This is a genomic window from Aeromonas lacus (assembly GCF_000764665.1).
GTDB classification, from domain to species: Bacteria; Pseudomonadota; Gammaproteobacteria; order Enterobacterales; family Aeromonadaceae; genus Aeromonas; species Aeromonas lacus.
In genome coordinates this window covers 69,825-93,621 of the sequence record NZ_JRGM01000009.1, presented here as the reverse complement: position 1 = coordinate 93,621, position 23,797 = coordinate 69,825, and the positions used below count along the sequence as shown (strand labels likewise).

The window sequence follows — 23,797 nt, the reverse complement described above, 5'->3', positions numbered from 1 at the left end:
TTCAAAAAAGAGGGCCGCTGTCGCGGCCCTCTCTCGTTTCTCATGCAGATGCGGGAATCCATCAGCTTGCGCTGACCACCACGCGGCGGCGCTGCAACCAGATGATGGCGCCAAACAGCAGGAAGCCCGGGATCCACATCAGCTCTTTGCGCCAGCGGTCGGTCGGCGCTTTGACGGCCAGGATCTCCTGATCGAACTCCAGCCCCATGGCGGCAGCCGGGCTGCCGAAGGCGACGCTGTCGATCAGCGTCTTGCCATCCTGCTCATAGAGGGTGAGCCCCAGATTGGCCAGCCGCTCTTCACCCGTGGCCCCTTCCGGTACGGGCACCAGCAGGGTGAACTGGCGGGGTTTGCCTACCGCATCTTCCCCCAGGAGCCGTAGCCGCAGGGTGCTCTCCGCCTCCACTTCGCCCAAGGTTTTTGCCAACTCGGCGGGCGGGGTAACCCGATAGGGATCATGAAGCCTGTCCATCCAGAAACCCGGGCGGAACAGGGTGAAGGCGACCAGCAGCAGCAACACGCTCTCGTACCAGCGGCTCTTCACCAGAAAATGGCCCTGGGTGGCGGCGGCGAAGATCAGCATGGCGATGGTCGCCACAATGAAGATCAGCACCCCGTGGGCAAAGTCCACGTCGATCAACAGCAGATCGGTATTGAAGATGAACAGGAACGGCAGTGCCGCGGTACGCAGGCTGTAGTAGAAGGCCGTGATCCCGGTCTTGATGGGGTCCCCCTTGGAGACGGCGGCTGCCGCGAAGGAAGCCAGTCCCACCGGTGGCGTCACATCCGCCATGATGCCGAAGTAGAAGACGAACAGGTGCACCGCGATGAGCGGCACGATCAGCCCATTCTGCTGTCCCAGCGTCACCACCACCGGCGCCAGCAGGCTGGATACGACGATGTAGTTGGCGGTGGTGGGCAGCCCCATGCCGAGGATCAGGCTCAGCAGGGCGGTCAGCAGCAGCATCAGCAGCAGATTGCCCATGGAGAGCATTTCGACCAGATCCGCCAGCACCAGACCCACCCCGGTCTGGGAGACCGCACCGACTATGACCCCAGCGGTGGCGGTGGCAATGCCGATACCAATCATGTTGCGGGCACCTGCGACCAGCCCTTCTCGCAGATCCACCACGCCGTCAGCGACGGTGCCGTAGTTGTGCTTGCCATCCTGGCGCAGCCAGTTGAGCAGCGGTCGCTGGGTCAGCAGGATAATCACCAGCATCACGGTACCCCAGAAGGCGGAGAGGCCGGGCGAGAGGCGCTCCACCATCAGGCACCACACCAGCACCACTACCGGCAGCAGGAAGTGAAGGCCGGAGAGCAGCACGGTACGGGTGTTGGGCAACTCCTCAAGGGGCTTGTCCGGATCTTCCGCCGGCAGGGGGTCATTGCTTGCGGCGATCTTCAGCAGACCCAGATAGGCGATGGCCAGCAGCAGGCCGATACCGGGCAGGGCATAGTCGCCCAGCGCAGGTTTGAGCCAGCCAAGGCCATAGTAAACCGCCATCGACAGTCCGCTGATGAGGGCTGCACCAAAGGCAAAACCGGTCAGACGGTGCAGCCAGGGTTTCGGCTGGTAGTTGCCGATGGGCTGCATGCCGAGCTTGAGCGCCTCCAGATGGACGATGTAGAGCAGCGCTATGTAGGAGATGGCCGCAGGCAGAAAGGCATGCTTGATGATCTCCACATAGGGGATGCCCACGTATTCGACCATCAGGAAAGCCGCGGCCCCCATCACTGGCGGCATGATCTGGCCGTTGACCGAAGAGGCCACTTCAACCGCGCCCGCCTTCTCTTTCGAGAACCCCACCCGCTTCATCATGGGAATGGTGAAGGTGCCGGTGGTGACTACGTTGGCGATGGAGGAGCCCGAGATGAGGCCGGTGAGGCCGGAGGCAACTACCGCCGCCTTGGCTGGGCCGCCGCGCAGGTGACCAAGCAGGCTGAAGGCGAGCTGGATGAAGTAGTGGCCGGCACCGGCCCGCTCCAGCAAGGCGCCGAACAGCACGAACAGGAAGACGAAGCTGGTGGAGACGCCGAGGGCGATACCAAATACCCCCTCGGTGGTGATCCACTGGTGGTTGGCCAGTGCAGTGAAGCTCACTCCGCGGTGGGCCAACAGTCCCGGCATCCAGGGACCCGCCAGACTGTAGGTGAGAAAGACGATGGCGATGACCGCCAGCGCTGGTCCCAGCGCACGACGGGCCGCTTCGAGCAGCAGCGGAATGCCGATACAGGCCGTCACCAGATCTGCCGTGGTGAGGTTGCCCGGTCGCTGGGCCAGCGCCTGATACATCACGAAGAGGTAGGAGGCTGCGCCGGCCGCGATCAGGGCGAGAGCGATATCGCTAAAGGGCACCCGATCTCGCGGCGAGGTGCGAAACGCCGGAAACACCAGAAATGCCAGCAGCAGGGCAAAGGTGAGGTGAATGGAGCGGGTTTCGGTGTCATTGAGCACGCCAAAGCCGAGCATGAATGGGAGCGGTGAGGCGATCCAGAGCTGGAACAGTGACCAGGCCAGCGCCAGCAGGGTGATGATGCCACCCATGGCGCCAGCAGGGAGTCGTGCGCCCACATCCTGGGCGATCAGCTCCTCGGTAGAGAGTTGTTTGTCTTGCATAGGGTTAGTTTGTGCCCACCAGTACAACAAGAGCGACACCCGCCCCCGCAATCAGGGGCGCGGCAGACGGGTGTCGGTGAGAGTGACAGCGGCCCGGGGGCCCGCGCTTAGATCCAGCCGCGCTCTTTGTAGTAGCGGGCGGCCCCTTCATGGAGCGGAGCGGAGAGCCCCACCTTGATCATGTCGGCCTCTTTGAGGTCGGCGAAGGCCGGGTGCAGGCGCTTGAAGCGATCGAGATTGTCGAACACCGACTTCACCAGCTGATAAACCACTTCGGGGTTGGTCTTGGCGCTGGTGGAGAGTACCGCCTTGCCACCGATGGAGGGGGTCGGCTGGTCACTGCCCTTGTAGATGCCACCCGGAATTTCAGCCTTGGTGTAGTAGCTCTTCTCGGCCAGCAGCTTGTCGATCTCGGCGCCGGTCACCGGCACCAGCACGGCGTCGGTGGTGGTGGAGGCTTCCTGAATGGCGCCATTGGGGTGGCCGACGAAGTAGCTCATGGCATCGATGTTGTTGTCACCGAGGGCGGAGGCCTGTTCGGCCGGTTTCAGCTCCGATACCAGACCGAAGTCGCCCTTCTTCCAGCCCTTGACCGCCATGATCTCTTCCATGGTGTCGCGCTGGCCTGAGCCCGGGTTGCCGATATTGACCCGCTTGCCCTTGAGATCATCGAAGCCGGCGACCTTAGCATCCTTGCGGGCCAGGATGGTGAATACTTCGCTCTGCAGGGAGAAGACGGCGCGCATGTCATCCATGGCTCCTTCTACCTGGAAGGGGGGCAGCCCTTTCATCGCCTTGAACTGGTGATCGGATTGCATGATGCCGAAGTTGAACTCGCCGCTGCGGATACCGTTGACGTTGGCTACACCGCCGCCGCTGGCCGGGGCGTTGCACTTGATCTGGTGATCGGACGCGCCGCGATTGAGGAAGCGGCAGATCGACTGGCCCGCCACGTAGTAGACGCCGGTCTGGCCGCCGGTGCCTATGGTCACGAAGCGCTCCTGCGCCTGTACCGGGCCACCAAACGACACGCCGACCAGAGCAGCCGACAGGGCGCATGCCAGGGATAATCCTTTCATGTTTTCCATCCTTTTCATTGAGTTATCTCACCCGTTCCACGAGTGAATTTATGGCGAGCCTGCGGCGGGAGCCGGGCTGGCCGATAGGGCCTCGTACGAGGAAAAGGTCGGGCTGTTACCCCCTCCCAAAAAAGCCACCATCATCCTGCGGTGAGATAGCCGGCGTCCTGCCGGCAGAAGATAATTTGGCCCCTGAGGGGCCAAAGAAAAAGTTGTAACGGCTTCGATTAAGCACATCTCGCCAACAACAATCAAACAAAAGGGCAAAAAAGCAGCGTTTAATATCGAAAAGTTTGATGCCGATCATTAATTTGTTGATCGCAGATTAATTGTGCGGGAGTCGGGTGGGGAGTAGCGGAAGGGGTCTTTTGTAGCCCTTGCGTGGCAAGGGCTAGCGTCATATGAGATCAGTTGGCCGGGGCGGCCAGATCCAGGATAAAGGCATACTCCAGCGCGATATCTTCGTAGGCTTTGAAGCGGCCCGACTTGCCACCGTGGCCAGCATCCATGTCGGTATTCAGTAACAACTTGTTATCATCCGTCTTCAGCTCACGCAGCTTGGCGACCCACTTGGCTGGCTCCCAATACTGCACCTGCGAGTCGTGCAGGCCGGTAGTAACCAGCAGGTTGGGGTAGGCTTGCGCCTTGACCTGATCGTAGGGGCTGTAGCTCTTCATGTAGTCGTAGTAGCGCTTCTGGTTCGGGTTGCCCCACTCGTCATACTCCCCGGTGGTGAGGGGGATCGACTCGTCCAGCATGGTGGTGACCACATCGACGAAGGGCACCTGCGCCACCACACCGCGATAGAGTTCGGGCGCCTGATTGATGACGGCGCCCATCAGCAGACCGCCGGCGCTGCCGCCCATGGCGTAAACCTGATCCCTGGCACCGTAGCCTTGCTCGACCAGTGCCTTGGTAACATCGATGAAGTCATTGAAGGTGTTCTGTTTTTTCAGCAGCTTGCCATCTTCGTACCAGGGGCGACCCAGCTCCTCACCACCCCGTATATGGGCGATGGCGTAGACGAAGCCGCGATCCAGCAGGCTCAGGCGTGAACTGCTGAAGTCGGGATCCATGCTGGCGCCGTAGGAACCGTAGCCATAGACCAGTAGCGGATTCTTGGCCGAATCGGCGAGACCTTTCTTGAACTTGTCCTTGCGATAGACCAGCGATACCGGCACCGATACGCCGTCGCGGGCGGTGACCCAGAGTCGTTCGCTGGCATATTGATCAGCCTTGAAGCCCGCCACCGGTTGCTGTTTGAGCAGGGTGCGCTTGCCGCTCGCCATGTCCAGCTCATAGGTGGAGGAGGGGGTGGTCATGGAGGAGTAGCCATAGCGCAGCAGGCTGGTATCCGGCTCCGGGTTGTAGGCGAGCCAAGTGACGTAGGCAGGGTCGTCGAAGGCGATCTCCTTCTGCTCACCGCTCTGCCAGTTGAGCTGACGCAAGCGGGTCAGCCCCTTGCTGCGCTCTTCCAGCACCAGCCAATCCTTGAACAGGGCATAGCTCTCCAGCAGCACGTCGGGGTTCGGGGCAATCACCGCCTTCCAGCGATCGACTGGGCTCTCTTTGGTTTCGTAGAGGCCGAAGTTCTTACCGTCCTTGTTGGAGCGCACATAGAAGCGGCCGCGGTAGTGATCCAGGCTGTATTCGTGATCCACCTTGCGCGGCAGGAACAGGCGGGGCGCGTGTTCCGGCAGGTTGGCATCGATCAGCCGCGCTTCACCTGTGGTGGTGCTGGAGAGGGCGATAACGATGAAATCTTCCGAGGTGGTGGCGTAGAGGCTGACGTAGAAGGAGTCATCCTTCTCCTCGTAAACCAGCTTGTCCGTGGCCGGATCCGTACCGAGCGTGTGGCGGTAGACCTGATACGGAAGCAGGGTCTGCGGGTGCTTGCGCACATAGAAGACCGTTTTGTTGTCGTTGGCCCACACCAGATTGCCGGAGGTGTTCTCCAGTGTGTCGGCGGCCCACTTGCCGCTCTCCAGATCGAGGAACTGGATCTGGTACTGACGGCGGGAGAGGAAATCTTCCGCCACCGCCAGCCAGCGGTTGTTGCGGCTCACCTCAAGGGCGCCGAGGGCATAGAACTCGTGCCCTTCAGCCCGCAGGTTGCTGTCGAGCAGCAGGCTCGCCTGCTCTTCGCCGAGCTTGGTGCGCGAGTAGATCCCGTACTCCTTGCCCGGCTCATAGCGGGTCTGGTAGCGGTAGCCATTTTTCACATAGGGTACCGACTCATCCTGCTGGGGGATGCGGGCCACCATCTCCTTGTAGAGCTGTTCGCGCAGTGGCTGGGTCGGCTTGAGCATGGCCTCGGTATAGGCGTTCTCGGCCTCGAGGTATTGCAGCACTTCCGGCGCCTGACGCTGGTCGTCACGCAGCCAGTAGTAGTTGTCGATCCGGGTGTCTCCGTGTTTTTTCAGCGTACGGGGATGTTTGGCGGCCACGGGCGGCTGGATTGAGGTGTCAGGTGTCGTCATGGCAGGCTCTTCATTGGCATAAGTAGGGGGGAGAACTGTCAGAAAGGCTAGCAGCAGAACTCCTCGGGAAAAGGTAAACATGTCGCATCCTTGGCGCTGGAAAGGGTTGGCAGACCTGAGCATCGGCTCCATGAATTGGCGTTAAATCTGCCCCTTGTTGCCGATTGTTGCAAGCAATCCCTTGTTATTGAAGGAAAAGCAAATAAAAAAGGCCGCCATCTCGCGATAGCGGCCCCTTCTCTGGCCATGAGCGACAAGGGTCCGCTCAGGTGTGCCTCACATGATAGTGGAGTGCCGGTTCATGGCCAGTTGTTGTCAGCCCGGGTAGCGCGACCAGCTGTCGGTCGTGCCCTCGTTGCTGATGCTCAATACCTCGTAGGGCTGGCCGGGAATATCCATACCTGGCGCACTCTGGGGCATGCCCGGAATGGTCAGACCGCGGATGGCAGGCCGCTCCTTGAGGAGTTTCTTCACATCGGCGGCCGGTACATGCCCCTCGATCACATAGCCATTTACGATTCCGGTATGGCAAGAGGCCAGTTCCGGCGCGATACCGTATTGCTGTTTCACTGCGCTGAGCTGCTCGGTCTCGATGACTTCCAGTTCGAAGCCATTCTGCTCCATGTGCTCGTTCCAGCTTTGGCAGCAGCCACAATATTTGGATTTGTAGACGGTCATCTTCTCGGCCGCGAGGGCTGAAAAGCTGACGGTACCGGCCAGCATGGCCAGTAACAGGGGTTTGTACATCACTCACCTCAGATGAAAGAAAAGATGCCCGATACGGGATGACTTTCAGGCCTGAGTGCGAGGGGGGCGTTCGAGCCGCTCCAGCGGCGCTTCCGGCATATAGAGAGAGGGAGAGGAGAAGTCGGGACTATCCGGTTCCAGCACCGCCACCGTCAGGCTGTCGCTGGCCAGCAGCGTCATCGAGAGCGCCGTGGTGAAGCTGCCGCAGGGCATCGCTTTTTCCAGCGAGCGTTCGCTCTGGCTGCAGTGGGTGGTCAGGGTACAGAGGTCGGTTGCGGCCCGGCTGCCAAACGACATCAACACCAGCACCAGACTCCACAGGGGGAGCCAGCGACGGGCGTGAGCGAGTTGGCGACGGGTGAGAACCATGGAATGACTCGAAAATAACAAGGGGCACATGGTAACCCTGTGCCCCCGGGGAGGGTCAAGCCCTCCCCATAGTGCCAGTCAGCGCAGATTAAGGTTGCTGACGGGTGGCCGCCAGCACGATCTCGCGTACGCAGACGTTGGCCGGCTGGTTCCAGGCGTAGAGTACCGCCTCGGCGATCACTTCCGGCGCAATGACGCCGCCCATCTGATCTTTCCAGTCGTGATAACCGGCCTTGATGCTCTCGTCAGTGGTATGGCTGAGCAGCTCGGTCTCGACTGCGCCCGGAGCTATGGTCACCATCCGCACGCCGACATCGGCAACCTCTTCGCGGATGTTTTCGGTCAGGGCGTGGACGGCGAACTTGGTAGCGCAGTAGGCGGCATGGTTCGGGAAAGTCTTGCGACCGGCGATGGAGCTGATGTTGATGATGGTGCCGCTGCGGCGCTCCTTCATCCCGGCCAGTACCGCGTGGACGCCGTTCAGCACCCCCATGACGTTGATGTTGAGCATCTGTTGCCACTCGGCCGGATCCTGCACGTCAGCTTGACCCAGCAGCATGACGCCGGCGTTGTTGACCATGCAGCCGACCGGGCCAAATTTGGCTTCTGCCTGCTGGACGGCGGCCTTCATGGCGGCGGTGTCGGTCACATCGACCCCGATGCAGAGGGTATTCGGCAGACCGAGAGCCTGCATTGGCTCGACCCGACGGGCCAGCAACAGCAGGGGATGGCCAGCGGCAGAGAAGGCGCGGGCGATGGCGGCACCGATCCCGGCAGAGGCACCGGTGATAACGACGAGAGCTTTGGACATGATTTTTTCCTTCAGATTCGATGGTCGGTTTGAGCCAACAAGCTGCTGGCCAGCGCGGAACAGGGTCACTATAGTCACTGCATCTATAAGTGATAAATATTGTTTTCCGCTGGTTATCATCTGAAAAAACTATGGTTGGACTTATGCTGGATCTGCGACTGCTACGTTTCTTCATCGCCATCTATGAAGAGAAGAACATCACGGCGGCGGCCGAACGCTGCCATGTCAGCCAGCCCTCTCTCTCGGCTGGGCTGCGCCAGCTGGAAGAGGCGCTCGGTGACAGCCTTTTCATCCGCGGCAAGAAGGGGGTGGAGGCGTGCGATCCTGCCCACTATCTCTATCCCCACGCGGTCAAGCTGGTGGAGGAGGCGCGTCGTCTGCCGGAGCTGTTTCGCCAGAAAGCGACGCGTGCGAGGCTCAATATCGCCATCATGCCCGACCTGAGCCGGCGTCGGGTGGCGGGGTTGCTGCAACGGGTACAGACGGTACTGCCCGAGCTGGATCTCACCCTCTCCGATTACGGCACGCCAGCCGACTGTCGGCTGACGCTGGACGCCCTGCGCCGGGAGGACGAGATCTTTCTGCCGCTCTGGGAAGAGGATTACGTGCTCTGCGTGCCGGTCGACCATCCCCTGGCCAGCCGCGAGAAAATTGAGCTGGCCGAGCTGCAACATTATGATTTTATTGAGTGTCCACCCTGTGAAGCCCATCAACAGACCATAGGCCTGCTGGCCTGTGACCGGCTTACCCTCAATCTGGTGGCCAAGGCCGAGAGCAAGGGATTGGTGATGGCGCTGGTGCTGGCCGGGGTCGGCATCAGCTTTCTGCCGGACGGGCTGGTGGAGGATGAGGCGGGGCTCTGTACCCTGCCGGTAAGCGGGCCGCGGATGTTTCGCCGGATTGGGCTTTGTTATCCCGCTCACCAGACCCTCAATCCGGCGCTGCGGGAGCTGATCCCCGAGTTGGCAGGCCACGGTGCTTCCTGATAAGGTCGCTTTCCTGTGCATCTTTACGATGTGTCTGTCACACCCCTTTTCTCTTTTATCGCGCCAGCTCTGGCGCTTGTTCGGGTGATGTTGTCATGAAACGCATTCTGGTTATTTTTTCCCATCCCGCCTTGCAGGGCTCGCGGGCCAACAAGCAGCTGTTGCAGGCGATTGAGGGGCTGGAGGGGGTCACGGTTCACGATCTCTACCAGCACTATCCCGACATGTTCATCGATGTGAAGCGGGAGCAGGCGCTGCTCTCCGAGCACGATATCATTGTCTTTCAGCACCCGTTTTACTGGTACTCCTGCCCGGCCATCATGAAGGAGTGGATGGATCTGGTGCTGGAGTATGGTTACGCCTACGGCCCCGAGGCTCATGCCCTCAAGGGCAAGCAGTGGCTGAGCGCCATCACCACCGGCGGGGCGCCGGAGTCCTACTGCAGCGAGGGGTATAACAGCCGACCGCTGCTCGACTTTTTGCTGCCATTTCAACAGGCTGCCACCTTGTGCGGTATGAACTGGCTACCCCCGTTCGTGCTGCACTCCTTTCACAAGATCAAGGATCCCGCCGCCCTGCGCCGCTGTGGTCAGGATTACCGCCAGCTGCTCTGCGCCCTGCGTGACGATCAGCTGACTCCGGAGCAACTGGCCGGGCGCCCTTATCTACGCGATCTGCTGGAGGTGCTCTCATGAAACACGGGCAGCTTGTTGGCCGAGCTCATGAGCCGGATCAGACGTTCACACGGAGGACTGACTGATGGGCCACGGGATCCTGTTTGATGCCTTTATCTACCTCTCTGCCGCCGTCATCGCAGTGCCGCTGGCCAAGCGCTGGGGACTGGGCTCGGTGCTCGGCTATCTGCTGGCGGGGATCATCATAGGCCCCTTCCTGCTGGGGCTGGTGGGCGAACAGAAGGATGTGATGCACTTCGCCGAGTTTGGCGTGGTGCTGATGCTGTTTCTGGTCGGTCTTGAATTGCGTCCGGCCCTCTTGTGGCAACTGAAGGGGCCGATCCTCGGCACCGGCGGCCTGCAGGTGCTGCTCACAACTGCCGCGCTGACTGGCGTGGCGCACCTTATTGGCCTGCCGCTGCAACAGGGGCTGGCCATCGGCCTCATTCTGGCGCTTTCATCCACAGCCATCGTGTTGCAGAGCCTGCAGGAGCGCAAGCTGATGCAGAGCGAGAGCGGTCGCTCCGCCTTTGCCGTGCTGCTGTTTCAGGACATCGCCGTCATTCCGATCCTGGCGATCCTGCCGCTGCTGGCCATCGCGCCGGTGAGCAACAATGGCGGCTCCGAGCTGGCGGGGTGGCAACATGGTCTGCTGGTGGTGGCGGCCATCTCCGGCATCGTGCTGGGTGGCCACTACCTGATGCGGCCAGTGTTCCGGGCCATTGCCCAGTCCCATATGCGGGAGATCTTCGTCGCCGCCGCCCTGCTGCTGGTGATCGCCATCGCCGTGCTGATGGAATCAGTCGGGCTTTCACCCGCTCTCGGCTCTTTCTTGGCCGGCGTGGTATTGGCCGACAGCGAATACCGTCACGAGCTGGAGGCGGACATAGAGCCGTTCAAGGGGCTGCTGCTCGGCCTCTTCTTCATGTCGGTGGGGGCCGGCATCAACTTTGGCCTGTTTGCCGAACACCCTTTCCTCATCCCGACGCTGGTGGTGGGGCTGATGGTGCTCAAATGGCTGGTGTTGATGGCGCTTGGCTTCGTCTTGCGCATCTCTCCGAGTCAGCGCTGGACTTTCGGGCTGGCGCTCGCCCAGGGCGGTGAGTTTGCTTTCGTGCTCTTCTCGTTTGCCGCGCAAAACCGGGTGCTGCCCGGCGAGACCATCTCCCTGCTGACGCTGGTGGTTGCGCTCTCCATGGCGCTGACCCCGCTGCTGCTGATCCTCAACGATCGGGTGATCCAGCCCTGGTTCGATTACCGTAACCAGAGCGAGGTGCCGCAGCATGAACAACCCGAATTGGTGGAGCATCCGGTGATCATCGCGGGCTTCGGCCGTTTCGGTCAGATTGTGGGACGTCTGCTGCACGGGCATGGCATCGGCACCACCATCCTCGAGCAGGATGCCAGCCAGATCGAGACGCTGCGCAAGTATGGCTATCAGGTCTTCTATGGCGATGCCAGTCGCCTTGATCTGCTGCATGCTGCCGGCGCTCACAAGGCCAAGTTGCTGGTGCTCTCCATCAACGACAGCGCCACTTCGCTGGCGGTGATCGAGATGGTGCAGAAGCACTTCCCCCATCTGAAGATCCTGGCGCGGGCGCAGGATCGTCCCCATGCCCACGAGATCCTGCGCCACGGTGTCGACAGCGTATATCGGGAAACGCTGGGATCAGCCGTGGATCTGGGGGTGGAAGCCCTGACTCAACTCGGTTTTCGCGCCAACCAGGCCTGGCGAGCGGGCCAGACCTTCAAACAGCACGACAACTGGTTGCTGCGCGAGCAGGTCAACTATCTCGACGACGAACACACCTATATCAACAAGAGCCTGCAATACCGGGAGATCCTCTCCGATCTGCTGCAAGACGATGAGGAGGGGCAGGAGCGTATTCATGCCCACAACTGGAACAGCGGGCTACCCGACGACGACAAGGAAGCAAAATGATTGCCTATTATCCCATGCTCAAACACCTGCACATGACGCTGGCGCTGGTCAGCCTGTTGCTGTTTGCCTACCGCTGGAGTCTGGCACTGTCCGGCAGCGCTCGGTTACAGCAGAAGTGGCTGAAGATCCTGCCCCATATCAACGACACCTTCCTGCTGCTGCTCGGTGTTCTGCTGGCGGTGGCATTGCAGCTGAGCCCGGGTCAGCAACCCTGGCTGCTGGCCAAGCTGATTGCTTTAGTGCTCTATATCGGTCTGGGTGTCATGGCGCTCAAGCGTCCGGCCCGTGGCCAGAAGCTGGTGGCCGGCTTGGCTGCGCTGGCAGTGTTTGGCTATATGGTTGGCGCCGCTGTCACCAAGTCGCCCTGGTCATGGCTGATGTAAATCCGGCGAGGAGGAGAGCTTTCTCCTCCTCTTTTTATACGACTGGCTGATAATCATTGATTGAATGGTTTTTTATGCTGCCTTATTCATTTGATGCAGAGCTTTAATTTGATGTTTTTTCTGCAAATCTTTTCAATTTTTAGCCTTCCTTACTGATTATTTTTATATATAAATCAATTGCATAGTGCATTTTGTATGAAAATGGCGACAGTTGTCGCGGCAAAACTTGCGACATAGACTGTCGCAAGATGCCCTTAGCATACAGTCAACGCTAAACCAGTGAAGGCATGCACCATGAGTAAGAAGCTGTTACGACAACTGACCTTGGCGCGTTGCATCCCGCACCGCCCTTACAAGCTGACCGCCAGCCAACTTCAGGTAAAACTGGAAGAGGAAGGTATCCACGTCAGTCTGCGTACCGTGCAACGGGACCTGGAAGAGATGTCCGGCATGGGACTGTTCGACCTCACCTCGGACGAGCGCAGTAAACCCCATGGCTGGTGCTTCGAGCGCCACGGCCTCAATGACTTTGCCAACATCATGCCGCTCTCGCTGGCTGTTGCGCTGAAAACCTGGAGCGACCAGGCCAGCCAGCTGTTGCCTGCGAGTGTGCTGACCGAATTGAACCCGCTGGTCGACAAGGCCAGTCAGGTGATCCGTGACAGCCAGAGTGAACTGGCCGAACGCTGGCTGGAGAGTGTGCACCAGTCGCCGCGCCCGTTTGCCGGCAACCCGGAGATCCGCCGCAGCACCCTGATCCGCGATGCCTTGTGGCGTGGCCGCAAGTTCAGCGCCGAGATCCAGCGCGTGATCAAAGAGCGTACCGTGTGGCTCTGCTACGACCGTATCAATCCGCTCGGCATTCTCAATCAGCCGGACGGTCCGATCCTGCTCTGCACCCTGTCCGAGCTGGATCCCAAGGTTTACGGCATTCCGTTCGACCATATCAAGAACGTGGAGCTGACCAACTTCAGCGCGACCCAGCCGAAGGATTTCAATATCCAGAAGCTGATCCGTGATCAGGGCTATCAGGATGTGAGCGGCCCAATCCGCTTTGTCGGCCGGATCGATGCCAACAGCCAGTCGCTGGTGGATAACCAGATCCCGGGCAACAATCCGCGGATGACCCGCTACGACAAGCGCAGCGTGGTGGTGGAGACCGAAGTGCAGGACACCCCGGAGTTTCGCAGCTGGTTGAACAATATCGGTGGCGAGCTGGAGGTGCTGGCACCCGAGTCGCTGCGCAGAGCCTATCTCAACCCGGGCAATCGGGTGAGCTGAACGGTACGTTTGGCACCACAGTGAAAATCGTAAATAGCCGGCCCCAGTGTCGGCTTTTTTTTGCGGTTTTTTTGAGCATATTTATTCAACTTATTTTTAAGCTTTTACGGCGAAATTGAACCGTTTTCTCTGGCCATTCCGGTGCAGGATTGCCGTGTAAGAGATCTGCCATAGCTGCTGTAGGAGGCTGGCGCTTTAACCCGTGCGCGAAGCTAGTCAGGGTGGAGTCCACTTTCCATTGAAACTAAATAAGTTGTTGATTTTAATGTGTTATGTTTGCAGTCCACTTTGTCTGGGAAACGGTTGGCAGGATCTTTCTCCAGAAATCCCCCTTGTTCTGAACCGGCAACGCTTTACTATGGGTCTCACAAGGACGGAGCTGGTTCTGCAGGACGCAGAGCAGCGCATAAAGATGGAATAGTTCGCAGGATGCGAGCAAGGACACCTCAGGATGAGTTCGATGGTCTGGATGACTGTCGTCACGGATGAACGAGGGAACACCGCGGGATGCGGCAGGGATACTCTCAGGACGAGAGCAGGACGAACAGGACATCGTTCTTCAGGATGAGCAGGAACTCGCTGGATGCGGGCAGGATTCTTCAGGATGAAGCGAGATAACCCGGATGGTTATCGGTCAGGAAGACTCAGGGAACCCCACAGGACGTGGTAATGGACACCTCCAGGATGGAGACCGTGAAGCAGTTCGGGATGAATTGCCAAGCCAGGAAGGCTGAGGACACGCCAACGGATTGGAAAGGGGATATTCCAAGGGATTAGGATAACGTCAGGGATTGCAGGGAGCATTGCAGTTCTAAGGACAGGACGACACGACAATAGGGGACGGCGAAAGCCGTCCCCTTTTCTTTTATGCCTGATCCTGATTTTTTGGTCGCTGGGCCGCACTGACAATCTCCTGCAGGCGATGGCGAATATCCACCATGCCGAATACGCCGAAGACCAGCACACCGACAAACTCGGCCTTGGTTACTTCGAAGTAGCGTTTGCAGGCAGCCTTGATCATGCTGGCCTGTAGCCAGTGGAACAGGGCGACAATCACGCCGCAGACCGGCAAAAAGCCGTTCAGTTTGCCGGGCAGGGGGGCGATCAGGCTCATCAGCACGCCAAACCAGAAGAACAGCACCAGCCCCATCGCCAGCAGATTAAATACCCGCTTCATTGTTTACCTCCCTTACATAGAGTTGATAGCAGACCTGACCTGCTTGTTTGTCCTTGAGTAACTGCCAGCTGGCGGGCAGCGCCAGATCGGCCATCTCCTTCTCTCGCTCCAGATAGATGAGGGCATCGGGGGCCAGCCAGCCGCGCAGTTCCAGCAGTTCGCAAACTTGCGGCAGCAGATCCCGACGAAATGGCGGATCGAGGAACACCAGCTCAAACGGTGTCGCCGGGCCTTGCAGCCAGCTCACCGCATCGGTCTGGAAGACCTGACCCTGCGTGCTGCCGAGAGTGGCCAGATTCTTCTTGATCTGCTCTGCAGCCCCTCTGTCCATTTCGATCAGGGTGACCTGCTCGGCATAGCGCGACAGCGCTTCCAGACCAAGGCCGCCGCTGCCGGCAAACAGGTCGAGGCAGCGGGTGCCGCGGATGTGGGGAGCCAGCCAGTTGAATATGGTCTCTTTGACGCGATCCGTTGTGGGTCTGAGCCCTTCCACATCCTTGACCGGCAATTTGCGGCCTCGCCACTGGCCGCTGATGATTCTTACAAAACCTGATTTTCCTTGCGGGGCAGGGCTTTTGCTCGGGTTGCTACGGCTGGATTTCACTCTGGGCATCGCGTTTCATCGTCAGAAAATAAAGTGGTAGTATAAGGCGGTTCATTTTTATGCCGACCCGCCAAGGGACGGCTATCTTAGCAGTCAGCCAACGAAGTGAGTATTTTTTAGATGGCAAAAGGTTTGTTTTCCTGGCTGGGTTTCGGCCGCAAGAAAGAAGAGGCTGAGGCTGTCCAACCACAGACACCCCAAGCCACCCCGATTACCGCTGAGCCTGAGGTCGCTGCTACCCCCGCTCCCGTTTCCGATGTGATTGTTTCCGATAGTACGCCGGCCGTTGCTCCCGAAGTGCCCGCCAGCGCACAGAATCCCGTTTTGCACGACGATTGCTGCCCGCCAACCGAGCTGGATGATCATGGTCCGCTGGTGGTGGAGGAGTGCGCCTCCGATCTGGAGCCGGTGATCGTCAACGAATCCCTGATGGCAGAAGAGGAGCGTGCCGCCGCAGAGGCGCAAGCTGCTGAAGCTGCCCGTGTTGCCGCCGAGGCTAAAGCCGCAGAAGAGGTTCGTATCGCAGCTGAAGCCCGCGCCGCGGAAGAAGTTCGTATCGCTGCCGAGGCCCGTGTGGCGGAAGAAGCGCTTATTGCTGCTGAAGCCCGCGCCGCGGAGGAGGCTCGTATTGCTGCCGAGGCTCGTATCGCTGCCGAGGCCCACGCTGCGGAAGAGGCTCGTATTGCTGCTGAAGCCCGTGCGGCGGAGGAGGCTCGTATTGCCGCTGAAGCTCAGGCTGCGGAAGAAGCCCGTATCGCCAAAGAGGCCCAGCGAGCGGAAGATCTGCGTCTGGTCGCCGCGATGGAGGCTGAGGCCGCCGCCCTGGCCGCTCTGCCGCTGGCCGCCAAGGTGGACGATGACACTCAGGAGAAGCCGCAGCGGGAGGGCTTCTTTGCTCGCCTCAAGCGCAGTCTGGTGCGCACCAAGGAGAATATCGGCTCCGGTTTCTTCGGCCTGTTCCGTGGCAAGAAGATCGACGATGAGCTGTTCGAAGAGCTGGAGACCCAGCTGCTGACCGCCGATCTTGGCGTCGACACCACCACCCGTATCATCGAGGGGCTGGTACAGCACGCGGACCGCAAGCAGCTCAAGGATGCCGAGGCGCTCTATGGCCTGCTCAAGCAGGATATGGGCGAGATGCTGGCCAAGGTCGAGCAGCCGCTGGTGATCGACACCAGCAAGAAGCCTTACGTCATCCTGATGGTCGGCGTGAACGGCGTCGGCAAGACCACCACCATCGGCAAGCTGGCCAAGCAGTTCCAGGCCGAGGGCAAGAGCGTGATGCTTGCCGCTGGCGATACCTTCCGTGCTGCTGCGGTCGAGCAGCTGCAGGTGTGGGGTCAGCGCAACAACATTCCGGTGATTGCCCAGCACACCGGTGCCGACTCTGCTTCCGTTATTTATGACGCCATCGAGGCTGCCCGCTCCCGCGGGGCTGACGTGCTGATCGCCGATACTGCCGGCCGCCTGCAGAACAAGAGCAACCTGATGGAGGAGCTCAAGAAGGTGGTGCGGGTGATGAAGAAGCTGGATGAAGAGGCGCCCCACGAGATCATGCTGACTCTGGATGCCGGCACCGGCCAGAACGCCCTGAGCCAGGCCAAGCTGTTCAGCGAGGCGGTAGGCCTGACCGGTATCACCCTCACCAAGCTGGATGGCACTGCCAAGGGCGGCGTCATCTTCGCGGTGGCCGACAAGTTCCAGATCCCGATCCGCTATATCGGGGTGGGCGAGGGGATCGACGATCTGCGTCCCTTTGTCGCCAACGACTTTATCGAGGCCCTGTTTAGTCGCGATGAGTAAACATCCCATGCCCCGACTTCGGTCGGGGTTTGTCAATGTCAGGGAACCGTTATGATTCGTTTTGACAAGGTCAGCAAGGTATACAGCGGTGGCCATCAGGCGCTGCAAAAGGTTAGCTTTCACCTGCGCAAGGGGGAGATGGCCTTCCTGACCGGACACTCGGGGGCGGGCAAGAGTACCCTCCTCAAACTGATCAGCGTGATGGAGCGACCGACCGATGGTCGCGTTTTCTTTCATGGCGACGATGTCAGCCATATCCAGCGCAGCCAGATCCCCTATGTGCGCCGCCAGATCGGGATGATCTTTCAGGATCACCGGCTGCTGATGGACCGCACCGTGTTTGACAACGTGGCGTTGCCGCTGGTGATCGATGGCTACAGCCATGCGGACATCAACAAGCGGGTCGCTGCGGCGCTCGACAAGGTGGGGCTGCTCGGCAAGGAGCGCTACCAGCCGCGCATGCTTTCCGGTGGTGAACAGCAGCGGGTCGGCATCGCCCGCGCCATCGTCAACAAGCCGCCGCTGCTGCTCGCTGACGAGCCGACCGGTAACCTGGATCCCCAGCTCTCCATGGATATCATGCGGCTGTTCGAGGAGTTCAACCGCTTCGGCGTCTCCGTACTGATCGCCACTCACGATCTGGGGCTCATCGCCCGCATGCGCTATCGCACCCTGACCCTCAAGGCGGGTCGCATGTATTCGGCCGGGGAGGAGCTCTGATGGCTATCGTTCGTCACAAGCAACCGCCGCTGCGCCGTCTGATGATGTACGGGGTAGACCATGTGCGGCAGGCGTTTGCCAGTCTGGGTGAGCTGTGGCGCAACCCGCTCGCCTCCCTGATGACGCTGGCGGTACTTGGCGTCAGTCTGGCGCTGCCCTCCTGCTTCCACGTGTTGCTGAAAAACGCCGAGGTGGTGGAGGGGAGCTGGCAGACCAGCTCCCAGATCTCCCTCTATCTGCGCAAGGATCTGCCGGAGCAGAGCATTCTCGACCTGCAGCACAGGATCCTGCTCTACCCCGAGGTGGATTCGGTTACCTATATGAGTCGCGACGATGCGCTGCGGGAGTTTCGCGAGATCTCCGGCTTCGGCGATGCGCTCGACTACCTCGACAGCAACCCGCTGCCGCCGGTGCTGAGCGTTATTCCTGATCCGCGCTGGCAGAATCCGGAAGGCGCCGCCGAGCTGCTCGGTAAGCTCAACAACGAGGAGGGGGTGGAACAGGGCAAGCTGGATCTGCAGTGGCTGACCCGTCTGCAGGGGATCATGAACCTGCTGCGTCACACCATCACCGGTATCGCGGTGCTGCTGCTCTCCGCCGTGCTGCTGATTGTCGGCAATACCCTGCGTCTCAACATCCTCAACCAGCGCTCCGAGATCGAGGTGCTGAAACTGGTGGGGGCGACCGATGCCTTTATTCACCGTCCTTTCCTTTATACCGGCATCTGGTTCGGGGTCATCGGTGGCATGCTGGCATGGTGGCTGACCGAGGTGATGGTGATCTGGAGCGAGGGGGTGGTGAAAGAGCTGGCGGGCTTGTATAACAGTAACTTCCAGCTGGTTGGCATGGGTGTGGTGGACGGGGTGAACCTGATCCTGCTGGGCGCTCTGCTGGGGCTGATTGCCTCCTGGTTCTCGGTTCACCGCCACATTCGCGACATCGAGCCTTCCTGATTAATTTATCAACATTGTGAATTGCTGGATTTTGCGAAGCGGATCAAGTAAAAGAGTGGCCGTTTCTGGCTTGGCCACTCTTCTCGGAGTATTCTGAATAACGGCGATCTTCAGGATCTTTGCTGGATCCTGTGAACCTTCTGCTCTATAAGCAGTCAAATAGCTGAACGAATTTATACGAGTGTGGCCCCTATGCCTTGCTCGTCAGACTTGGCAAGCATGTGAAGGTTGCGAGCTCCGCAACAATGGACTTAGCATGCTACTTTTCGGGGGTCCTTCATTGTGACCCCCTTTTTTTGACTGTTCATTCATGATTCATCCTGTGGGCATAAGATAAGCCAGTCTAAAGCTGAGCTTGTGATCTATGATGTAAGCCGCAGAATGAGACCCGGTCAGTAGACAGTCCCTCTTGGGGTGTTAGACTGGTTCGATTGAAAAGTAAGAGGTAACAGATGGGAACTTCATTGCAGCGCACTATGGCTTTGATTCCGCAAGGTAGTCTGGAAGGCTATATCCAGGCAGTAAACTCTATTCCGGTGCTGAGCGCAGAGGAAGAGCGTGAGCTGGCTGAGCGTTTGCAGCAGGATGGTGATCTCGAGGCTGCCCGCCAGCTGGTTATGTCGCACCTGCGCTTTGTCGTTCATGTCGCCAAGAGTTATGCCGGTTACGGTCTGCCGCAGGCCGATCTGGTACAGGAAGGCAACATCGGTCTGATGAAGGCGGTCAAGCGCTTCGACCCGAGCGTCGGCGTGCGTCTGGTCTCCTTCGCCGTGCACTGGATCAAGGCCGAAATTCACGAATACGTATTGCGCAACTGGCGCATGGTCAAGGTGGCAACCACCAAGGCCCAGCGCAAGCTCTTCTTCAACCTGCGCAAATCCAAGAAGCGTCTGGGCTGGCTGAACCACGAAGAGGTGAAGGCCGTGGCTGCCGATCTCGGGGTTTCCGAGAGCGACGTGACCGAGATGGAAGCACGGATGGCCAACTACGATCAGGCATTCGATCTGGTTGGTGACGATGAAGAGGAGGGTGGTTTCGCACCGGTTCACTATCTGGAGGACAAATCCTCCGATCTGGCCGCGACCATCGAGAACGACAACTGGGACGATCATGCGACCCGCCGTCTGAGCTCCGCGCTCTCTTCTCTCGACGAGCGCAGCCAGCACATCATCCGTGCCCGCTGGCTCGACGATGACAGCAAGACCACCCTGCAGGAGCTGGCCGATACCTACGGCGTCTCTGCCGAGCGAGTGCGTCAGCTTGAGAAGAACGCGCTCAAGAAGCTGAAAGATGCCATGGAGGCGTGATGCCTCCGCGCTGAAAACAGGGCCTGATGGCCCTGTTTTTGTTTCTGCCGCCGGTAATAGGGGCTTGCCCTGATAACCCTTGGATATGTTATGTTGCCGCCACAGCCACATGATGGAGAGCAGAAGTGAAACTGTTGAAGGACCTGTTTACCAATAACCGTGAGTGGGCCGAGCGGATCAAAGCGGAAGATCCCGCCTTCTTTGCCACCCTCTCTGCCCAGCAGGCTCCCGAATACCTCTGGATCGGCTGCTCTGATAGCCGGGTGCCCGCCAACCAGCTGATGGGGTTGCTGCCGGGGGATGTCTTCGTTCACCGCAACGTCGCCAATCTGGTGGTTCACACCGACTTCAACTGCCTCTCGGTGCTGCAATATGCGGTCGAGGTGCTCAAGGTGAAGCACATCATCGTCTGCGGTCACTATGGCTGCGGCGGGGTCAAGGCGGCGATGCAGAATCAGGAGCTGGGGCTCATCGACAACTGGCTGCGCAACATCAAGGATGTCTACTTCAAATATGGTGAAGAGCTGGAGGCCATCGAGGATGAGCACGAGCGCTTTGACTATCTGTGCGAGCTGAACGTAGCCGAGCAGGTTGCCAACGTCTGCCACACCACCATCATCCAGAACGCCTGGCGCAAGGGGCAGGAGCTGGCCGTCCACGGCTGGATCTACGGCATCAAGGATGGTCTGCTGCACGATCTCGATCTCTGCATCAGCGGGCCGGATCAGATCCCCGACGTCTACCGCGCCTGGCCGGACATGCGTCCGCCACACCGTCGGCGCTAAGGAGCACCCCGTTGGCGCCAGCCCTCTACCTGCAGATCAAGCAGCATATTCTGGATCGGATCCGCGAACGCCACTATCAGGCAGGGGATCGGATCCCGACCGAAGCGGCCTTGTGCGAGCAGTTCACCGTGAGCCGGATGACGGTCAACCGGGCGCTGCGCGAACTGGTGGCCGAGGGGTGGCTGGTGCGTACCGCCGGATCCGGCAGCTTCGTGGCGGATCGGCGTACCGAATCGCCGCTGCTGGCCATTCGCAACATCGCCGACGAGATTGCCGAGCGGGGCAGCGAATACAGTGCCCGGGTGATCCGGCTGCAGCGGCTGGCCGCCGACGAGAAGGTGGCGGTGCAGCTGGGCCTGCGGGTTGGTGCCCCGATCTTCCACAGCCTCATCGTCCATCAGGCTGATGGCGAGCCGCTGCAGCTGGAGGAGCGCTTCGTCGATGCCGAGCAGCTGCCGGGTTATGGCGAGCAGGATTTCACGAAGCAGACTCCCAATCGCTATCTGATGGAGCTTTGCCCCCTGTCGGAGATGGAGCACGTGGTGGAAGCCGTGTTGCCGAGTGCCGGTGAGGCGGGATTGTTGCAAATTCGCGTGGATACACCCTGCCTATTGTTGCACAGGCGCACCTGGTCGGAGGGACATCTGGTCTCCTACGCCAGATTGCTCTCCCCCGGTTCTCGCTACAAGCTGAGCTCCAAGGCGCAGCTTTCCTGATTGTCTATACAAATAGATTGTTCTCAAGCCCACCTCTCGGTGGGTTTTTTTGTGCTTAAACTCTAAGCGTGATGCTGTTATCAGGATGTGAATCCTGCTCTTTCTTTCGCCGGATGGATCGACTATAAAGATATGTATATACATTTGAGGTCGCTATGAACAAGGAATTGTTGAACTGCGAGCGGGTCTGGCTCAACGTGACGCCCGCCACCCTGAATGATGAATTGGCGGATTACGGTCTGCTGCCGCTCCATGCCATCGGCGTGAAGGATGGCAAGATCCACGCTCTGGTGCCGATGGCCGAGCTGAATGGCCCCCATCCTGCCCACTGGCTGGATATGCAGGGCAAGCTGGTTACCCCCGGTCTTATCGATTGCCACACTCATCTCATCTTCGCTGGCAGCCGTGCCGAGGAGTTCGAGCTGCGCCAGCAGGGAGTGCCCTATGCCGAGATCGCCCGTCGGGGCGGCGGCATCATCAGCACGGTGCGCGCTACCCGCGCCGCCAGCGAAGAGCAGCTGTTCGAGCTGGCGCTGCCGAGGCTGAAATCCCTGATCCGCGAGGGTGTCACCACGGTGGAGATCAAGTCCGGTTATGGCCTGACGCTGGCGGACGAGCTCAAGATGTTGCGGGTGGCCCGCCGACTGGGAGAGGCGCTGCCGATCCGGGTCAAGACCACATTGCTGGCGGCCCATGCGGTGCCGCCGGAGTATCGCGACGATCCCGACTCCTGGGTCGAGACCATCTGTCAGGAGATCATCCCGGCCGCCGCCAAAGCGGGGCTGGCCGATGCGGTGGACGTCTTCTGCGAGCACATTGGCTTCTCGCTGGCCCAGACCGAGCAGGTCTATCTGGCGGCGGATCAATACGGCCTGCCGGTGAAAGGGCATATGGATCAGCTCTCCAACCTCGGTGGCTGCACCCTCGCCGCCAACTTCGGTGCCCTTTCGGTGGATCATCTGGAGTATCTGGATCCGCAGGGGATCCTGGCACTGGCCCAGCGCGGCGTGGTCGCCACCCTGCTGCCCACTGCCTTCTACTTCCTCAAAGAGACCAAGCTGCCCCCGGTTGCCGCCCTGCGCAAGGCGGGTGTGGCGATGGCGGTCTCCTCCGATATCAACCCGGGTACCGCGCCCATCGTCTCGCTGCGGATGGCGATGAACATGGCCTGCACCCTGTTTGGCCTGACGCCGGTGGAGGCGATGGTCGGGGTGACCCGCCACGCTGCCAAAGCGCTTGGCGAGCAGGCACACCTTGGCCAGCTCAAGGTGGGGATGACGGCCGATTTCCTGATCTGGCGCTGTGCCCATCCGGCCGAGCTGAGCTACATGGTCGGCGTCGATCAGCTGGCAGGCCGCATCTTCAACGGTGAGGAGACCCTCCATGGATAAGTTCAACCCGATCGACATGTCGCTCTGGCAGGGGCGGCAGGATCCGGAAGATGGTGAACTGGCACTGCGCTGGCACGACAAGGTGCTGCCCTGGGCCGCCGGGGCACAAGAGGCTGCCGGTGTGGTACTGCTCGGTTTTGCCTGCGATGAAGGGGTACGCCGCAACAAGGGGCGTGTCGGCGCCGCCGGTGCGCCGCAAGCGGTGCGCAAGCTGCTGGCCAATACTGCCTGGCATCTGAACCGTCCCGTCTATGATGGCGGGGATGTGAGCTGTACTGATGGCAATCTCGACGCTGCCCACGGCCGACTGGCTGAGCGGGTCGCCGCTGCGCTCGCTCTGGGCCACTTCCCGCTGGTGTTGGGCGGTGGCCACGAGGTGGCCTTCGGCAGCTGGAGCGGCCTCAACCTGCATCTGGCTGGCCGTGGCAGGGTCGGCATCATCAACTTCGACGCCCACTTCGACCTGCGCATGAAACAGGAGCTGGCCAGCTCCGGCACCCCCTTCTTCCAGATCGCCGAGCAGTGCGCCGCTCAGGGTACGCCGTTTCACTACGCCTGCCTCGGGGTGGCCGAGACCGCCAATACCCAAGCTTTGTTTGCCCGCGCCAAGGCGCTGGGAGTGTGGCATGTGCTGGACGAGGCGATGACCCGGACCGAGCTGCCAGCCTTGCTAAGCGGGCTCGACACCTTTATCGCCGATTGTGATCACCTCTACCTCACTATCGACCTCGATGTGCTGCCCGGCAACCTGATGCCGGGAGTGAGTGCCCCCGCCGCTCGCGGCGTGGAGCTGGCGGTGATCGAACCGCTCATTGCCCATATCCGGGCCAGTGGCAAGCTGAGGCTCGCCGATCTGGCCGAATACAACCCGACGCTGGATCAGGACAACCGCAGTGCCCGCGTGGCCGCGCGACTGGTTCATCTGTTGATCCGTTAACCCTTTGGCCGCCCGTCGCCGAAGGCACCCTA

21 protein-coding genes are annotated in these 23,797 nt (G+C 60.2%); 13 read left to right on the top strand and 8 right to left on the bottom strand.

The genetic code is table 11. From position 1 onward, the window contains the following. Positions 1-61: 61 nt before the first annotated feature. The 6 genes from LG31_RS0100715 to LG31_RS0100690 all read right to left on the bottom strand — a co-directional run bounded on the left by LG31_RS0100715 (position 62) and on the right by LG31_RS0100690 (position 8,106). On the bottom strand, positions 62-2,620 hold the full coding sequence (locus LG31_RS0100715) for a TRAP transporter permease (protein ID WP_033112593.1): 2,559 nt from the start codon (positions 2,618-2,620) through the stop codon (positions 62-64). Between the two features lie 107 nt (positions 2,621-2,727). After that, positions 2,728-3,699 carry a TAXI family TRAP transporter solute-binding subunit gene (locus tag LG31_RS0100710; RefSeq protein ID WP_033112592.1) on the bottom strand — a complete coding sequence of 324 codons (972 nt, stop codon included), beginning with the start codon at positions 3,697-3,699 and terminating at the stop codon, positions 2,728-2,730. Positions 3,700-4,106: 407 nt separating this feature from the next. After that, complete coding sequence (locus LG31_RS0100705; protein ID WP_033112591.1) at positions 4,107-6,260, bottom strand: S9 family peptidase; 2,154 nt, start codon at positions 6,258-6,260, stop codon at positions 4,107-4,109. 234 nt (positions 6,261-6,494) lie between these two features. After that, positions 6,495-6,926: a DUF411 domain-containing protein gene (locus LG31_RS0100700; RefSeq protein ID WP_033112590.1), complete on the bottom strand. Its 432-nt coding sequence runs from the start codon at positions 6,924-6,926 to the stop codon at positions 6,495-6,497. 45 nt (positions 6,927-6,971) lie between these two features. Then, on the bottom strand, positions 6,972-7,295 hold the full coding sequence (locus LG31_RS0100695; RefSeq protein ID WP_033112589.1) for a hypothetical protein: 324 nt from the start codon (positions 7,293-7,295) through the stop codon (positions 6,972-6,974). Between the two features lie 88 nt (positions 7,296-7,383). Further along, a complete protein-coding gene (locus LG31_RS0100690) occupies positions 7,384-8,106 on the bottom strand; it encodes an SDR family oxidoreductase (RefSeq protein WP_033112588.1) in 723 nt (240 codons plus the stop codon). Positions 8,107-8,249: 143 nt separating this feature from the next. Between LG31_RS0100690 and LG31_RS0100685 the strand changes: the two genes are divergently transcribed. The 5 genes from LG31_RS0100685 to LG31_RS0100665 all read left to right on the top strand — a co-directional run bounded on the left by LG31_RS0100685 (position 8,250) and on the right by LG31_RS0100665 (position 13,372). Further along, positions 8,250-9,092 (top strand): LysR family transcriptional regulator, encoded by an 843-nt coding sequence (locus LG31_RS0100685; RefSeq protein WP_033112587.1) that lies wholly within the window; start codon positions 8,250-8,252, stop codon positions 9,090-9,092. A 95-nt stretch (positions 9,093-9,187) separates the two neighbouring features. After that, positions 9,188-9,787, top strand: coding sequence for a glutathione-regulated potassium-efflux system oxidoreductase KefF (kefF, locus tag LG31_RS0100680; RefSeq protein WP_033112586.1), 600 nt, complete (start codon positions 9,188-9,190; stop codon positions 9,785-9,787). Positions 9,788-9,851: 64 nt separating this feature from the next. Beyond that, the gene (locus tag LG31_RS0100675; protein ID WP_033112585.1) at positions 9,852-11,708 is read left to right on the top strand and encodes a monovalent cation:proton antiporter-2 (CPA2) family protein; all 1,857 of its coding nucleotides are present in this window, start codon (positions 9,852-9,854) and stop codon (positions 11,706-11,708) included. Further along, positions 11,705-12,091 (top strand): SirB2 family protein, encoded by a 387-nt coding sequence (locus tag LG31_RS0100670; RefSeq protein ID WP_033112584.1) that lies wholly within the window; start codon positions 11,705-11,707, stop codon positions 12,089-12,091. The genes LG31_RS0100675 and LG31_RS0100670 overlap by 4 nt, the downstream gene beginning before the upstream one ends. 294 nt (positions 12,092-12,385) lie before the next feature. Beyond that, positions 12,386-13,372, top strand: coding sequence for a helix-turn-helix transcriptional regulator (locus tag LG31_RS0100665; protein ID WP_033112583.1), 987 nt, complete (start codon positions 12,386-12,388; stop codon positions 13,370-13,372). Positions 13,373-14,237: 865 nt separating this feature from the next. On the opposite strand, the gene LG31_RS0100660 is transcribed toward LG31_RS0100665, so the two are convergent. Then, the gene (locus tag LG31_RS0100660; RefSeq protein ID WP_033112582.1) at positions 14,238-14,549 is read right to left on the bottom strand and encodes a DUF1145 domain-containing protein; all 312 of its coding nucleotides are present in this window, start codon (positions 14,547-14,549) and stop codon (positions 14,238-14,240) included. Continuing rightward, complete coding sequence (gene rsmD, locus LG31_RS0100655; protein ID WP_033112581.1) at positions 14,533-15,162, bottom strand: 16S rRNA (guanine(966)-N(2))-methyltransferase RsmD; 630 nt, start codon at positions 15,160-15,162, stop codon at positions 14,533-14,535. The genes LG31_RS0100660 and rsmD overlap by 17 nt, the downstream gene beginning before the upstream one ends. A gap of 111 nt (positions 15,163-15,273) precedes the next feature. On the opposite strand from rsmD, the gene ftsY reads away from it, so the two are divergent. From ftsY to hutG, 8 genes are all read left to right on the top strand, one after another. Continuing rightward, positions 15,274-16,956 carry a signal recognition particle-docking protein FtsY gene (gene ftsY, locus LG31_RS0100650; RefSeq protein ID WP_033112580.1) on the top strand — a complete coding sequence of 561 codons (1,683 nt, stop codon included), beginning with the start codon at positions 15,274-15,276 and terminating at the stop codon, positions 16,954-16,956. A 51-nt stretch (positions 16,957-17,007) separates the two neighbouring features. After that, the gene (gene ftsE / locus LG31_RS0100645; protein WP_033112579.1) at positions 17,008-17,676 is read left to right on the top strand and encodes a cell division ATP-binding protein FtsE; all 669 of its coding nucleotides are present in this window, start codon (positions 17,008-17,010) and stop codon (positions 17,674-17,676) included. After that, the gene (gene ftsX, locus LG31_RS0100640) at positions 17,676-18,629 is read left to right on the top strand and encodes a permease-like cell division protein FtsX (RefSeq protein WP_033112578.1); all 954 of its coding nucleotides are present in this window, start codon (positions 17,676-17,678) and stop codon (positions 18,627-18,629) included. Before ftsE ends, ftsX begins: the two co-directional genes overlap by 1 nt. 452 nt (positions 18,630-19,081) lie before the next feature. Further along, on the top strand, positions 19,082-19,936 hold the full coding sequence (rpoH, locus tag LG31_RS0100635) for an RNA polymerase sigma factor RpoH (RefSeq protein WP_033112577.1): 855 nt from the start codon (positions 19,082-19,084) through the stop codon (positions 19,934-19,936). 125 nt (positions 19,937-20,061) lie between these two features. After that, complete coding sequence (gene can, locus LG31_RS0100630) at positions 20,062-20,721, top strand: carbonate dehydratase (protein ID WP_033112576.1); 660 nt, start codon at positions 20,062-20,064, stop codon at positions 20,719-20,721. A gap of 11 nt (positions 20,722-20,732) precedes the next feature. Continuing rightward, positions 20,733-21,437 (top strand): histidine utilization repressor, encoded by a 705-nt coding sequence (hutC, locus tag LG31_RS0100625; RefSeq protein WP_033112575.1) that lies wholly within the window; start codon positions 20,733-20,735, stop codon positions 21,435-21,437. Between the two features lie 155 nt (positions 21,438-21,592). Further along, a complete protein-coding gene (gene hutI, locus LG31_RS0100620; RefSeq protein WP_033112574.1) occupies positions 21,593-22,828 on the top strand; it encodes an imidazolonepropionase in 1,236 nt (411 codons plus the stop codon). Further along, the gene (gene hutG, locus LG31_RS0100615; RefSeq protein ID WP_033112573.1) at positions 22,821-23,765 is read left to right on the top strand and encodes a formimidoylglutamase; all 945 of its coding nucleotides are present in this window, start codon (positions 22,821-22,823) and stop codon (positions 23,763-23,765) included. Before hutI ends, hutG begins: the two co-directional genes overlap by 8 nt. Positions 23,766-23,797 lie beyond the last annotated feature (32 nt).